This window comes from Rhodococcus sp. 3258, assembly GCF_031456475.1.
In the GTDB taxonomy this organism is placed as follows: domain Bacteria; phylum Actinomycetota; class Actinomycetes; order Mycobacteriales; family Mycobacteriaceae; genus Rhodococcoides; species Rhodococcoides fascians.
In genome coordinates this window covers 68,860-83,126 of record NZ_JAVDUT010000007.1, presented here as the reverse complement: position 1 = coordinate 83,126, position 14,267 = coordinate 68,860, and the positions used below count along the sequence as shown (strand labels likewise).

The 14,267-nt window shown below is 66.2% G+C and carries 11 protein-coding genes and 1 riboswitch; of the genes, 10 read left to right on the top strand and 1 reads right to left on the bottom strand.

Annotated features, from left to right (window positions below; all coding sequences use genetic code 11):
• Positions 1-117 precede the first annotated feature (117 nt).
• The 10 genes from mqo (at position 118) to J2X62_RS20175 (ending at position 12,898) form a co-directional block, all read left to right on the top strand.
• Positions 118-1,638 carry a malate dehydrogenase (quinone) gene (mqo, locus tag J2X62_RS20220; RefSeq protein ID WP_032366421.1) on the top strand — a complete coding sequence of 507 codons (1,521 nt, stop codon included), beginning with the start codon at positions 118-120 and terminating at the stop codon, positions 1,636-1,638.
• An 11-nt stretch (positions 1,639-1,649) separates the two neighbouring features.
• Positions 1,650-2,126, top strand: a complete 477-nt coding sequence (locus J2X62_RS20215; RefSeq protein WP_027496727.1) for a GNAT family N-acetyltransferase — start codon at positions 1,650-1,652, stop codon at positions 2,124-2,126.
• A 51-nt stretch (positions 2,127-2,177) separates the two neighbouring features.
• A riboswitch (cobalamin riboswitch) is annotated at positions 2,178-2,313 on the top strand.
• A gap of 45 nt (positions 2,314-2,358) precedes the next feature.
• Entirely contained in the window at positions 2,359-4,296 is a 1,938-nt protein-coding gene (locus J2X62_RS20210) for a magnesium chelatase subunit D family protein (protein WP_032387236.1), read from the top strand.
• Between the two features lie 11 nt (positions 4,297-4,307).
• Positions 4,308-4,928 (top strand): cob(I)yrinic acid a,c-diamide adenosyltransferase, encoded by a 621-nt coding sequence (gene cobO / locus J2X62_RS20205; protein ID WP_032370801.1) that lies wholly within the window; start codon positions 4,308-4,310, stop codon positions 4,926-4,928.
• On the top strand, positions 4,922-6,316 hold the full coding sequence (locus J2X62_RS20200; RefSeq protein WP_032366424.1) for a cobyrinate a,c-diamide synthase: 1,395 nt from the start codon (positions 4,922-4,924) through the stop codon (positions 6,314-6,316). The genes cobO and J2X62_RS20200 overlap by 7 nt, the downstream gene beginning before the upstream one ends.
• Positions 6,307-6,696: a cobalamin biosynthesis protein gene (locus tag J2X62_RS20195; RefSeq protein WP_196251023.1), complete on the top strand. Its 390-nt coding sequence runs from the start codon at positions 6,307-6,309 to the stop codon at positions 6,694-6,696. The genes J2X62_RS20200 and J2X62_RS20195 overlap by 10 nt, the downstream gene beginning before the upstream one ends.
• A 37-nt stretch (positions 6,697-6,733) precedes the next feature.
• The gene (locus J2X62_RS20190) at positions 6,734-8,401 is read left to right on the top strand and encodes an alkaline phosphatase D family protein (protein ID WP_310182908.1); all 1,668 of its coding nucleotides are present in this window, start codon (positions 6,734-6,736) and stop codon (positions 8,399-8,401) included.
• A gap of 72 nt (positions 8,402-8,473) precedes the next feature.
• Entirely contained in the window at positions 8,474-10,156 is a 1,683-nt protein-coding gene (locus J2X62_RS20185) for an ATP-binding cassette domain-containing protein (protein ID WP_032366426.1), read from the top strand.
• A gap of 11 nt (positions 10,157-10,167) precedes the next feature.
• The gene (gene cobA, locus J2X62_RS20180) at positions 10,168-11,403 is read left to right on the top strand and encodes a uroporphyrinogen-III C-methyltransferase (protein WP_027496733.1); all 1,236 of its coding nucleotides are present in this window, start codon (positions 10,168-10,170) and stop codon (positions 11,401-11,403) included.
• A 7-nt stretch (positions 11,404-11,410) separates the two neighbouring features.
• Positions 11,411-12,898 carry an MFS transporter gene (locus J2X62_RS20175; RefSeq protein ID WP_032366427.1) on the top strand — a complete coding sequence of 496 codons (1,488 nt, stop codon included), beginning with the start codon at positions 11,411-11,413 and terminating at the stop codon, positions 12,896-12,898.
• 13 nt (positions 12,899-12,911) lie between these two features.
• On the opposite strand, the gene mgtE is transcribed toward J2X62_RS20175, so the two are convergent.
• Positions 12,912-14,258, bottom strand: a complete 1,347-nt coding sequence (gene mgtE / locus J2X62_RS20170; protein WP_051365126.1) for a magnesium transporter — start codon at positions 14,256-14,258, stop codon at positions 12,912-12,914.
• Positions 14,259-14,267: the final 9 nt, after the last annotated feature.

Below are 14,267 nucleotides of genomic sequence, written 5' to 3'. Positions count from 1 at the left end.
TGGGGTAGGCCCAGCTAGTAACCTGACCGCATCGGGTGAGTAACCCTCTACAGAAGAGTTCTCGGACCGATACCGCCACCGGCCGAGACCTTTACAGACAAGGAAGTCGATTCTCCAGTGTCCACAGATGAGCAGGGTAAGCGGATCAAGACCGACGTCGTTCTGGTCGGTGCCGGAATCATGAGCGCCACCCTCGGTGCGCTGCTCCGTCAGCTCGAGCCGAACTGGTCGATCGACGTCTACGAACGTCTCGACGCCGCAGCGGCCGAGAGCAGCGACGCGTGGAACAACGCGGGCACCGGGCATTCGGCGCTCTGCGAGCTCAATTACACGCCGCAGAACAAGGACGGCAGCGTCGATATCGCCAAGGCGCTCAACGTCAACGAGCAGTTCCAGGTCTCGCGGCAGTTCTGGGCCCACGGCATCGAGACCGGCGTCCTCTCCGACGCCAAGAACTTCATCAATCCGATCCCGCACGTGAGCTTCGTGCACGGCGAGGACAACGTGAAGTACCTGCGGGCGCGCTACGAGGCGCTCGTCGGCAACCCCTTGTTCGCCGGCATGGAGTACATCGATTCCAAGGACGAGTTCACCGCGCGACTGCCGCTGATGGCTCGTGGCCGTGACTTCTCCGATCCGGTTGCGCTCAACTGGAGTCAGGAAGGCACCGACGTCGACTTCGGTGCGCTCACCAAGCAGCTGCTGAACTACCTGTCCGCTGCGGGTGGCACCGTGCACTTCGGGCACGATGTGCGCAACATCACCAAGCAGTCCGACGGCACGTGGGACGTCAAGGTGGCGAACCAGCGCACCGGTGCCAAGAAGACCGTCAACGCCAAGTTCGTGTTCGTCGGGGCGGGCGGCGGCGCGCTGCACCTGCTGCAGAAGTCGGGCATCGCCGAGATCAAGGGCTTCGGCGGGTTCCCCGTCAGCGGCGAATGGCTGCGGTGCACCAACCCCGAGCTGATCGAGCAACACTCGGCCAAGGTGTACGGAAAGGCCTCGGTGGGAGCACCGCCGATGTCGGTTCCGCACCTCGACACGCGCGTCATCAACGGCCAGCAGGGATTGTTGTTCGGACCGTACGCGGGATGGTCACCGAAGTTCCTCAAGCAGGGCAAGATCACCGATCTGCCCGGCTCGGTCAAGCCGGGCAACCTGATGTCGATGCTCGGCGTCGGCGTGACCGAGCTCGGGCTCGTGAAGTACCTGGTGAGCGAGTTGGCTCAGTCGCAGGCCGATCGGGTCGAGACTCTGCGGGAGTTCGCGCCGACCGTCGTCGCCAAGGACTGGGAGCTGGTCACGGCCGGTCAGCGTGTGCAGGTGATCCGGAAGAAGGGACGCGGCGGCGTTCTCGAATTCGGTACCGCTGTGGTCAACGCTGCTGACGGCAGCATCGCGGGCCTGCTCGGTGCCTCTCCCGGCGCATCGACAGCCGTACCGGCCATGCTGGACGTGCTGCAGCGGTGCTTCGGAGACAAGTACGACGCGTGGCAGCCCAAGCTCAAGGAAATGGTCCCGTCCCTGGGGGTCAAACTGGCTCAGAACAGCTCGCTGTTCGACGAGGTCTGGGCCTGGACCTCGAAGACACTGGAGCTGGAAAGTTCGCGTGAGCTCGCACAGCCCACGGGTGTGTGATAGCAAAAGGTATGAATACGCAAGCAGCAGCTCTCAAACGATCGTGGGCACTAGACCTGTCCAACAGCACGTTGTACGACCTGTTGAAGCTGCGTGTCGAGGTGTTCGTGGTCGAGCAGGCCTGCGCCTATCCGGAGTTGGACGGACGTGACCTGCTGACCGAGACGCGGCACTTCTGGCTCGAACGAGACGGCGAAGTGGTGTGCACTCTGCGTCTGCTCGAGGAGCACGACGACGGCGAGAAGGCGTTCCGTATCGGCCGCTTGTGCACCCAGCGTTCGGCCAGGGGACAGGGACACACCACGCGAATTCTGCGGGCCGCCCTGGCCGAGGTCGGTTCGGCACCGTGCCGGATCAACGCGCAGAGCTACCTCGTCGACATGTACGCCAAGCACGGCTTCCTGCCCGACGGCGAGGAAGTGCTCGAGGACGGTATTCCGCATACTCCGATGCGTCGCGGTGGCGGCACCGCCTGGAGCGAGGCGTAACAGCCCGTTCGGATCCGAGGCTACGAATGCCACACACGTCCAGGCGTGTGTGGCATTCGTTCGTTCGGCGGTAGTGTTCCGTTCGAAGTCGAGTGCGGAGAAGTCCTGTGAGAATCAGGCGCGGTCCCGCCACTGTGATCAGGAGTGTTCTCCTGTCAGCCAGATCGCCGCCCGGCTTCGTGTAGTCCACCGAACGCTCGGCGCGGAACTCCGAGCACGAAGGGAATTGGTTGTGCAGCGAGAGAGCAGTGTCCCCGAACCGGGGTATCCGTTCAGTGCGATCGTCGGTCAGGATCAGCTGCGGTTGTCGTTGATCCTGTGCGCGGTGCACCCCGGTATCGGCGGTGTGCTGGTGCGCGGCGAGAAGGGGACCGCGAAATCGACGGTGGTTCGCGCGCTCGCAACTCTGCTGCCGGCCGTCGAGGACGAGGACGGTGCCCGCCCGGCCAAGCTGGTCGAGCTTCCGGTGGGAGCGACCGAGGACCGCGTGGTGGGGTCCATCGATCTCGAGAAGGTACTGCGCGACGGGGAACGAGCATTCCAACCCGGCCTGCTCGCAGCAGCACACCGCGGCGTGCTCTACGTCGACGAAGTGAACCTGTTGCACGACCATCTTGTGGACGTCCTGCTCGACGCGGCGGCGATGGGTCGCGTACATGTCGAACGAGACGGCGTATCGCATTCTCACCCAGCACAATTCGTCCTCGTGGGCACGATGAATCCCGAGGAGGGAGAGCTCCGGCCACAGTTGCTCGACCGATTCGGTCTGGCGGTCGAGGTCACCGCGTCGCGTGATGTGGACGTGCGCATGAACGTCGTGCGCAGGCGTATGAACTACGAGCGTGATCCCCACGCGTTCGCGGCCGCGTACGTCGACGAGGACGCCGCCGTTGCAGCGCAGATCGTGGCCGCACGCACGATCCTCGACGATGTGGTGTTGAGCGACAAGGAACTTCGGCGCATCGCCGCGCTGTGCGCATCGTTCGACGTCGACGGTATGCGCGCAGACCTGGTGGTCGCGCGTACGGCCTCGGCCCACGCTGCGTGGCGAGGTGCGAGCGAGGTGGCCGAGGAGGACGTGCGCGTCGCGGCCGAATTGGCGCTACCGCACAGGCGTCGACGCGACCCCTTCGACGAGCCGGGTATAGACGACAAGCAGCTCGACGACGCCATGCGCGACGCCGCCGAACAGGCCGAGCAGCAACCCGATCCCGAGCCGGAACCGGATCCCGACGGTGACGGCGGAGCACCGAAGCCCGACGCGGCGGAAAATTCCGACGCGCCGTCGAGTACGGAATCCGACGCGCCGCAGGAACCGGCCGACAGCCAGGACAAGGCCCCGACCGGTGCGGGCAGCGATCGGCAGGCGGGAACGCCGGGCGCGCAGTTCAAGGCGCGGCTCATCGAACTCCCGGGGGTCGGTGAAGGTGCTCCGGGTAGGCGCTCGCGGTCGAGGTCCTCGTACGGACGGTCGGTTCGTCCCACCGTCGAACCGGGCCGGGGTCTGCATCTGATCGGTACGTTGTTCGCGGCAGCCGAGCAGCAGGTGGTGCGTGGGCGCACGTCCGGGCGGCTGCGACTGGCACCCGAGGACCTGCGCGGAGCCGTCAAGGAGGGACGCGAGGGCAACCTCATCGTCTTCGTCGTCGACGCGTCGGGATCCATGGCTGCGCGAGATCGACTGTCGGCGGTGACGGGTGCGGTGCTCTCGCTGCTCCGTGACGCCTATCAACGGCGCGACAAGGTCGCGGTCATCACCGTGCGCGGCACCGAGGCCGAGACAGTACTGCCGCCGACGTCCTCGGTCGATGTCGCTGTGACGCGGTTGCGAAAGATGAAGACCGGGGGCAAGTCTCCGTTGGCGCAGGGATTCCTGACCGCGCGGGAGTTGGTGCTGCGCGAGAAGGTTCGAGACCCGCTGCGGCGCGCGTTGGTGGTCGCTCTGACGGATGGGCGTGCCACGGGCGGCACCGATCCCGTCGGTCGGGCGCGAATCGCCGCCGGCCGCATCGCTGCGGACAAGATCGCGTCGGTCGTCGTCGACTGCGAGTCGGGCATGGTGCGCCTGGGATTGGCCGCGGACTTCGCCGGCTGTCTCGGAGGCGGATACGTGGCGCTCGCGGACCTGTCGGCCGAGCAGGTCACCGCCGTCGTTCGCGCAGCGGCGTAGGGGGACACGCGATGCCACAGGGAGTACCTGCTCCGGGAACCGTTCCGGAGGACGGCCTCACGACGCGTCAGCGCCGCAATCTGCCGGTGCTCGCCGTCCACACCGGTCCCGGTAAAGGGAAATCGACCGCTGCGTTCGGAATGGCGTTGCGGGCCTGGAACCAGGGTTTCGACGTCGGCGTGTTCCAGTTCGTCAAGAGTGCGAAGTGGAAGGTGGGCGAGGAAGCGGCATTTCGTGCTCTGGGCGACGCGCACGAGAGCAGCGGAATCGGCGGCGCTGTCGAATGGCACAAGATGGGCGAGGGGTGGTCGTGGACTCGCAAGAAGGGCAGCGAGGTCGACCACGCCGACGCCGCGGCCGAAGGCTGGCGTGAGATCGCACGGCGCATCGAGCAGCAATCCCATCGCTTCTACGTGTTGGACGAATTCACCTATCCACTCAAGTGGGGCTGGGTCGACGTCGCGGAGGTGGTCGAGGTGCTGACACATCGGCCGGGCAACCAACATGTCGTCATCACCGGCCGCGACGCTCCGCCGGAGTTGATCGCGGCCGCCGACCTCGTCACCGAGATGACCAAGGTGAAGCACCCGATGGATGCGGGTCGAAAAGGGCAGCGGGGCATCGAATGGTGAACCGGTCGTGTCCGGCCGTGGTGATCGCGGCACCCGCGTCGGGCAGCGGAAAGACGACGGTCGCCACCGGACTGATGGGTGCCCTGCGCGGTGCCGGCCGTCGGGTCGCTCCGTTCAAGGTCGGCCCGGACTACATCGATCCCGGTTACCACTCGCTCGCCGCGGGCCTGCCCGGTCGAAATCTCGACGCGGTCATGGTCGGTGCCGACCGCATCGGCCCACTGTTTCTACACGGCAGCAGCGGCTGCGACATCGCAGTGGTCGAAGGCGTCATGGGCCTGTTCGACGGCAAGATCGACATGACCGGTCCGGGGGAGGCGTCCGCCGAAGGCTCGACCGCGCGAGTGGCGGCCATGCTCGGCGCGCCGGTGGTGCTCGTGGTGGACGCACGCGGGCACAGTCAATCCCTCGCCGCCGTGCTGCACGGATTTTCCACCTACGACTCGAGTGTGCGGATCGGCGGTGTGATCCTCAACCGCGTCGGCAGTGATCGGCACGAACAGGTGCTCCGTCAGGCCTGCGAACGAGTGGGTGTTCCGGTTCTGGGCTCCCTGCCGAGGATGAGTGAATTGGTCGTTCCGTCACGGCATCTGGGGCTTATCACCGCGGTGGAGCACGGCGGTGCCGCTACCGATGCGGTCGACGCGATGAGTGCATTGGTCGCACAGTTCGTGGACATCGAGGCGGTCGAGGCGCTGGCGCGTTCGTCGGTGCCCGTCCCGGCCTGGAACCCTGCGCTCGAGGTCAGACCGTCCGGTGGCGCACCGGTGATCGCTGTCGCCGGCGGCCCGGCGTTCACCTTCGGCTACACCGAGCACGTCGAACTGCTCCGGGCCGCCGGCGCAGATGTTGCGGTCTTCGATCCGCTGCGCGACGGATTACCCTCGGGCACAGCAGGAGTGGTACTTCCCGGCGGGTTCCCGGAAGAACATGCCGCCGCCCTCGCGGCGAACGAAGTGCTACTCGCCGATATCAGGACAGCGGCAGCCCGCGGATTGCCCATACATGCCGAATGCGCCGGGTTGCTCTATCTCGCACGGAGATTGGACGGCCACGCCATGGCCGGAGTAGTCGACGTCGACGCGGAATTCGGGAACACGCTCACCCTCGGGTACCGCGATGCCGTCGCCCTCGAATCGTCGACGCTGTTCGACGCGGGTAGTCGCGTCACCGGCCACGAATTCCACCGAACGAAACTGGTGGACGTCCGAGAGAGCGCACCGGCGGCGTGGGGTTGGCACAAGCACGGGGTCGACGGCAGAACCGCCGCACGCGAGGGTTTCGTGCAGGGTGGTGTCCACGCGTCGTATCTGCACACACACGCGGCGGGGAACCCCGAGTCCATCACGCGATTCGTTTCTGCCGCACACGATTACGCGTGCGTGTGAAGCATGGCGTCGTCATCGGAATCGGTGCCCGAGCCGGGGTCGGACCCGACGAGGTACTGCAGGCGATCACCGAGGTGATGCACGAGAACTGGTCGGTGGTGAGCATCGCATCGATCGACCGAAAAGCAGAACTGGTGGCAGCGATCGCGTCGAGAATGGGTGTTCGAGGAGCGACGTTCTCGGCGTCGGACCTGTCTGCAGTCGTCACCGAATCCGGGTCGGACCGGGTGCGAGACGCAGTCGGTACTGCCAGCGTCGCGGAAGCGTCGGCTCTGTTGGCCGGCTCGGCGCGGCGGCTGCTGGTTCCGAAGGCAGTCGGGGCCACCGTGGTCGTCGCGGTGGCCGCGACGGACGAAGAACCGGCGGATCTGCCGCACTGACTGGCGAAAGCGAGCCGACGAGGGCACTGTGGGTCGAATGAGTTCCGACAGTCTGGTTCTACTCGGCCCGATCGTTCGTTATGTCGGCACCGAGACCGCGACCCTGTGGTTCGAGATGGCGCACCCGTGCACCGTCACCGTCGTCACCGATGTCGGCGTCCGAGCATCGGAACGAACGTGGGGAGTGCGCGGTCACCACTTCGCGCTCGTTCCACTCGAGGGCCTGCCCGCCAACGCGCCGGTGAGCTACGAGGTGTTCGTCGACGAGCACAGGGTGTGGCCGGAGGACGGCAAGCGAGCCAGCATCCACACCGTGGACGCAGCGGGGCCGGTCACGCTTGCGTTCGGGTCTTGTCGGCGCGGCGACGATTACAGCGCGAAGTCTCTGAAGACGATCGGTGCCGATGCACTCGCCGGGCTCGGATCTGCCCTCATCGAGCAGGATCCGGGCCAGTGGCCCCAGGCCCTGTTGCTTCTGGGTGACCAGGTGTACGCCGACGACCCGTCGCCCGAGATAGTCGAACGACTGCAGGCGCGACGGGAGTCGGGAGAGGGACCGACCAGTGCCATCGGCACCGACGCGGAGAACGAGATCTGCGACTTCGAGGAGTACTCGTGGCTCTATCGGGAATCGTGGGGACTCGAGCCGGTGCGGACGCTGTTGGCGAGCATCCCGTCGTGCATGATTCTCGACGATCACGATCTGCGCGACGACTGGAATTCGTCGGCCTCCTGGCGTCGTGACATCGAGACCCGGCCGTGGTGGAACGACCGCGTGATCGGGGCGTACTCGTCGTACTGGGTGTATCAACATCTGGGCAATCTCTCGCCGAAAGAACTGGCGGGGGACGAGATGTACGCCGCCGTTCGCTCCGCCGAGACCGACGCGGATCGCGAGAAACTGTTGGCCGACTTCGCGTTACGTGTCGATCGAGCCCCCGAGACCGGCCGGTGGAGCTTCTATCGAGATTTCGGCGACACCCGTCTGATCATGATCGACTCACGCTGCTCACGAAATCTCGACCCCGAGAACCGCGAAATGGTCGACGAGAAGGAATGGGCGTGGGTCCGCGAGCGCGCACTCGAGACGACGCCCCGGCATCTGCTGTTCGGATCGTCACTGCCGTACCTGATGCTGCCGGCACTGCATCATCTCGAACAGTGGAACGAGGCTGTGGCACAGGGGAGTTGGGGGCCGAGGTCGGCCAAGGTGGCCGAAAAGATGCGAATCGGACTCGACCTCGAGCACTGGGCCGCATTCACCAACTCGTTCAACGACATGGCTGCCCTGACGCGTGAGCTCTCGCGCGGTGACGACAAGCCCGCGTCGATCATGTGGCTCTCGGGAGACGTGCACTGCTCGTACGTCGCCAACGCCGACTTCGGTGTCGGCGGGCGCGACGTGCCTGCGACGTATCAGCTGACGATGTCTCCGTTCCGCAATCCGCTGAATCTGCCGATCCGCGCGGTCAACAAACTGGCCGTCAAACGCCCGGCGGCGAGGATCCTGTCGAAGCTCGCGCGGGCCGCCCACGTGGGCCCGTCGGGTGTCGAGTGGCAAGCCGAGGCGGGCCCGTGGTTCGACAACGGGGTCATGCTGCTGACCCTGCACGGCGACTCGGCGCGACTGCAGGTCCACCATGCCCACGTCGACGACGCCGGGAAGCAGGTCCTGACACGAACGTCCAGCCTGGCGCTCGCCTAGAGCAGGCATCCCCGCCATGCTCGGGTGAAAACGATTGGCCATCGAGGGGCTGATGGGGTTGGCTGGTTCGTTGTGGCCCATCTCGAACTCAACGACATCGTGTACTTCCTGCCCGACGGACGGCAGCTGCTCAACGGCGTCGGCTTCCGGGTGGGCGACGGTGCCAAGACCGCACTGATCGGGCCCAACGGAACCGGTAAGACGACGTTGACGCGCATCGTGGCGGGCGACGAGGCTCCCGACGAGGGCGCGGTGTCGAGCTCCGGTTCGCTCGGGGTGATGCGGCAGTTCGTCGGGCAACTGCGAGACGACTCGACGGTGCGTGACCTGTTGCTGTCGGTCGCGTCCCCAGCCGTACGGTCCGCAGCTGCTGCGCTCGACGCCGCCGAGAACACGATGATCGAGGTCGACGACGAGAAGACCCAGATGAAGTACGCGCAGGCCCTGTCCGATTGGGGCGACGTGGGCGGCTACGACCTGGAACCGTTCTGGGACAAGGTGACCACGGCTGCGCTCGGTATGCCGTTCGATCGCGCGAAGTGGCGCGCGGCTTCGACGCTCAGTGGCGGTGAGCAGAAGCGGCTCGTGCTCGAGTCGTTGTTCGCCGGCACCGACGATCTGCTGCTGCTCGACGAGCCGGACAACTACCTCGACGTGCCCGGCAAACGTTGGCTCGAAGCGACCATTCGCGACTCCGACAAATCCGTCCTGTTCATCAGCCACGACCGGGAGCTCATCGCCAACGCTGCCAACCGGATCGTGACCCTGGAGCCGGGAGTGAGCGGGGCCACCGCGTGGGTGCACGGCGGTGGGTTCGCGACGTATCACGCAGCGCGGGAAGACCGGAACGCGCGACTCGACGAACTGCGCAGGCGGTGGGACGAGGAATTGGTCAAACTGCGCGCGCTGGTGTTGCGTCTGCGCGAGAAGGCGAAGTTCAACGACGGCGTCGCCGCCCGCTACCACGCATCGCAGACGCGACTGGCCAAATTCGAGGAGGCCGGACCGCCCGAGGCCGTGCCGCTCAAGCAGCACGTCACCGTCCGATTGCGCGGTGGTCGAACGGCCAAGCGCGCGCTCGTGTGCACGGCCCTGGAACTGACCGGCCTGATGAAACCGTTCGACACCGAGATCTGGTACGGCGATCGCGTGGCGGTATTGGGTTCCAACGGCTCGGGCAAATCGCACTTCCTGCGTCTGCTCGCCAACGGCGGCACCGATCCCGAGAAGGAGCACGAGCCGGTCCAGGAACTCGCACTCGCGCCCGTTCCGCACACCGGGACAGCGGTACTCGGGGCCCGGGTACGGCCCGGTCTGTTCGCGCAGACGCACACGCGTCCGGATCTTGCCGGCAACACGCTGCTCGAGATCCTTCACATGGGCAACGAGCACCGGGACGGCATGGGCCGTGAGGCTGCCGGCCGAGCGTTGGACCGATACGGTCTGGCCCGCGCGGCCGAACAGTCCTACGACAACCTGTCGGGCGGGCAGCAGGCACGTGTGCAAATTCTTCTGCTCGAGCTCTCCGGCGCCACGCTGCTGCTGCTCGACGAGCCGACCGACAACCTCGACCTGATGTCGGCCGATGCGCTCGAAGACGCCATCGCGGCATTCGAGGGCACCGTGATCGCGGTGACACACGACCGGTGGTTCGCCCGCAGTTTCGATCGATTCCTGGTGTTCGGTGCCACCGGGCAGGTTTACGAAGCAGCCGAGCCCGTATGGGACGAGAAGCGAGTCCAGCGCGCGCGGTAGCGTTTCCTCTCGTGAACGCGACTGACTCTCCCTATCTGGTCGGCCTGAATCTCGAAGGGCGGCGCGTCGTCGTGGTCGGTGGCGGCACCGTCGCACAGCGTCGACTACCGCTGTTGATCTCGTCCGGAGCAGTGGTCCACGTGGTCACCCGCGAGGCCACTCCGGCCGTGGAGGCAATGGCGACAGCAGGGCAGGTGACGCTCGAACTGCGCGATTACCGCCACGGCGATCTGGCCGACGCCTGGTACGCCATCGCCTGCACCGACGAGGCCGAGACCAATATCGCCATTGTCGCGGAAGCGACCGCGTCCAAGATTTTCTGTGTCCGTGCCGACATCGCCAAGGACGGCACAGCCGTCACTCCGGCGTCGGCCGAATGGGACGGCCTCACGCTGGGAGTGCTGGCAGGCGGCGAACATCGCAGATCGGCCGCCGTGCGCAATGCCGTCGTCGAAGCGCTGCAGTCCGGAGTCGTGGCCGACTCGGCGCACGCGCCGTTGACCGGTGTCGCGCTCGTGGGCGGCGGTCCGGGCGACCCGGATCTGATCACCGTCCGGGGCCGCAGACTGCTGGCATACGCGGACGTCGTGGTGGCCGATCGGCTGGCTCCACCCGAGTTGCTCGCCGAACTCGGACCACACGTCGAGGTCATCGACGCCTCGAAGATTCCGTACGGCCGGGCGATGGCGCAGGAAGCCATCAACCAGGCGCTGATCGACGGTGCCAAGGCCGGCAAGTTCGTGGTTCGGCTCAAGGGCGGTGACCCGTACGTCTTCGGTCGCGGTTACGAGGAACTCGAAGCGCTGGCCGCCGAGGGCATTCCGGTTACGGTGGTACCGGGCATCACCAGCGCGATCTCGGTTCCGTCCTCGGCCGGAATCCCGGTGACGCATCGCGCCGTCACCCACGAATTCGTCGTCGTGAGCGGTCACGTGGCCCCCGATCACCCCGATTCTCTGGTCGACTGGGACGCGTTGGCCAAGCTCAAGGGCACAATCGTGTTGCTGATGGCCGTCGAGCGCATCGGGCTGTTCGCCGATGTACTCGTGGCGGGCGGCCGCCCGTCGGACACCCCGGTCATCGTCGTTCAGGAGGGCACCATGCGCACCCAACGTGAAGTTCGGGCCACGCTGAGCACCGTCGCCGACGCGGTCCGCGAGGCCGAAATCAGGCCGCCGGCGATCGTCGTCATCGGCACTGTGGCCGGGTTCTCTGTACACGCCGGTAACGTGAACGCTCGTGCCTGAGTCATCGATGTCCAACACCTCCGCCACCGAGATCAAGTACCCGGTGACGACTCGAGCGTTCGGGATGGCAATCATCGTCCTGAGCGGGCTGCAACTGATGGTGGTTCTCGACGGCACCGTCGCCAACCTGGCCTTGGCTCCGCTACAGGCCGATCTGGGTCTGTCCGACGCCGGGCGCAACTGGGTGTTGACCTCCTACGCGCTGGCATTCGGTGGGCTGATGTTGCTCGGCGGCAGGCTCGGCGACGCCTTCGGGCGAAAGAAGATGTTCCTCGCCGGCGTCGTCCTGTTCACGATTGCCTCGTTGTTGTGCGGACTGGCAGTCAACGAAGCCACGCTCGTTGCGGCGAGGGCACTGCAAGGGGTCGGTGCCGCGGTGGCGTCGCCCACGGCCTTCGCGCTGGTGGCCACGACGTTCGCTCCGGGCCCGGTGCGTAATCAGGCCATCGCCATCTACGCCGCCATGACCGGTGTCGGGTCCATTGCCGGGCTCATCATCGGCGGCGCTCTGACCGAGGTGTCGTGGCGTTGGATCTTCCTGATCAACGTACCGATCGGCATCGTCATCGTCGTGCTCGCCGTCGTGTCGCTGCAGGAGACCGTCGGGGCGAAGCTCGCCCTGGACGTGCCGGGTGCGATCCTGGCGACCCTGGGCTGCACGGGTGTGGTCCTCGCGCTGAGCGAGGGTACCGAGCTGGGCTGGTCTAGCCCGATCGTCATCGTGTCGTTGATCGCCGGACTGCTGTTCCTCGGATTGTTCCTGTTGGTCGAGCGACGGGCCGAGAACCCGCTGCTGCCGTTCTCGTTGTTCGTCAGTCGCGATCGAGTGGCGACTTTCGTCGCAATCTTCTTCGCCGGCGGGGTCATGTTCTGTCTCGCTGCATATGTGGCGTTGTTCGTGCAGGACATTCTGGGCTACAGCCCGCTGCATGCCGGCCTGGCTTTCGTGCCGTTCGCCTTCGGTCTCGGTGCCGCGGCGTTCCTCGCGTCGCAACTGGTGACTCGGATCGCTCCGCGCTGGCTCATTCTCTGTGGTGCGGTCATCATGGTCGGCTGGCTGCTGGTGTCCGTGACGACGATGGACGCGGATTCGGCGTACTTCCCAGGGTTGTTCTTCCCGGTGATCGGGATCGGCTTCGGCGTCGGTCTGACGGTCGTTCCGCTGCCTCTGTGCGCCATCGCGGGCGTGAGCCCCACCGAAATCGGTCCGCTGACGGCAATCTCGCTGGTCGCCCAGACCCTCGGCGGTCCTCTGGCGCTGGCCGTCATCGGGGCACTGGTCACGTCGCGAACACTGTCCCTCGGCGGCATATCCGGGCCGGCGACTCTGATGAACGACAGTCAGCTCGACGCACTGAGCTCCGGGTACATGTTCGCGCTGTTCTGTTGCGCGGTCTGCGCCGTGATCGCCGGGATCGCCGCACTGTTCATCCGATTCACCCCGCAGCAGGTGGCCCAGGCGCAGGCCGCGCAGGAGGACGCCCAGAAGGGCTGACGAGCGGGGCCGATCAGACTCCCAGTACGGCCTTCGCGATGAGGAAGTAGACGATCAGGCCGGTCGCATCGCAGAAGGTCGAGATGAAGGGCGTCGAGAACACCGCGGGGTCGACGCCGATCTTCTTGGCGATCAGCGGCATCGCACCGCCGACCGTCGCGGCGAGCGTGCATATCGACAGCAGCGTCGTGCCGATGACCAGGCCCAGGTGCCAGTCGTAGACGAGTCCGGCGATGACGAACCCCAACGTCCCGAGCATCGCTCCCATCGTCGCGCCGACGCGGACCTCGCGAAACAGCACAGCGGCGATGTCGCGCGGGCGGACGTCACCCAGGGCGAGCGCGCGGGTCACCGTGGTCGCGGCCTGCGAACCGGTGTTTCCGCCAGTGCCGGTGAGCAGGGGAATGAACAGCGCGAGGGTCACCACCGCGGCCAGTGCGTGCTCGAAGATCTCGAGCACCTGCACGGTGAGGATGGCCGACAACGCCAACACGAGCAGCCAGACCACGCGCGAACGAACGATGGACAGGACCGGCGTCGACAGGTACGGCCGACGCAGCGGTTCCGCACCGCCCGCCCTGGCTGCGTCCTCGTCCTCGGCCTCCTCGAGAATGCGAGAGGACTGCTCGAGGGTGAGGATGCCGATCAGGCGCTGTTCGGAGTCGACCACCACCACCGCCGGACTGCGATGCTCGAAACACAGACGTGCCGCGACCTCCGCCGACGAGTCCGCCCGCACCACCGGGTGCGACGAATGGAGCTCTCCCACCGGCGTGGTCGAATCCGCCGTCGCGAGATCGGCGAGCGTCACCACACCGAGCAACGTACGACGGTCGTCGGTGATGGGCAGCAGGTACACCGATTCTGCGTCGGGACCGGTCCTTCGTACCGCGTCGAGAGCCTCGGCTGCCGTCGTGTCGTTGCGTAGGCGCACGTACTCCGGACTCATTCGACGGCCGACCGACCCGCGGTCGTAGCCCAGCATCGGTGCAGTGAGCGCCCGTTGTGCGGGCGATAGGCCGAGCATCATGCGATGCGCGATGTTGGAGGGCAGCTCGTCGAGCAGTTCCACTCGGTCGTCGGGGTCGAGGTTCTCGAACAGGGCGATGACGTCGTCGCTACGCAAACTTTCGAACAGCTCGCTGCGAATGGTCGCGTCGAAACGCTCGAACACGACCACGGCCTCGTCCTTGGGCAACAGTCGAAACAGAACCGCCCGCTGCGCCGAGTCGACCCGTTCGAGCATTCTGACCGCGTTCGTCGTGGACAGACCTGCCATCAGGGTCGACAACGCGGCCACGTCGCGCTCGGCCAGTAGTTCCGATGTCCTGGTCACGATGTCGTCGAGAGTCTCGGGCACCGGTCCATT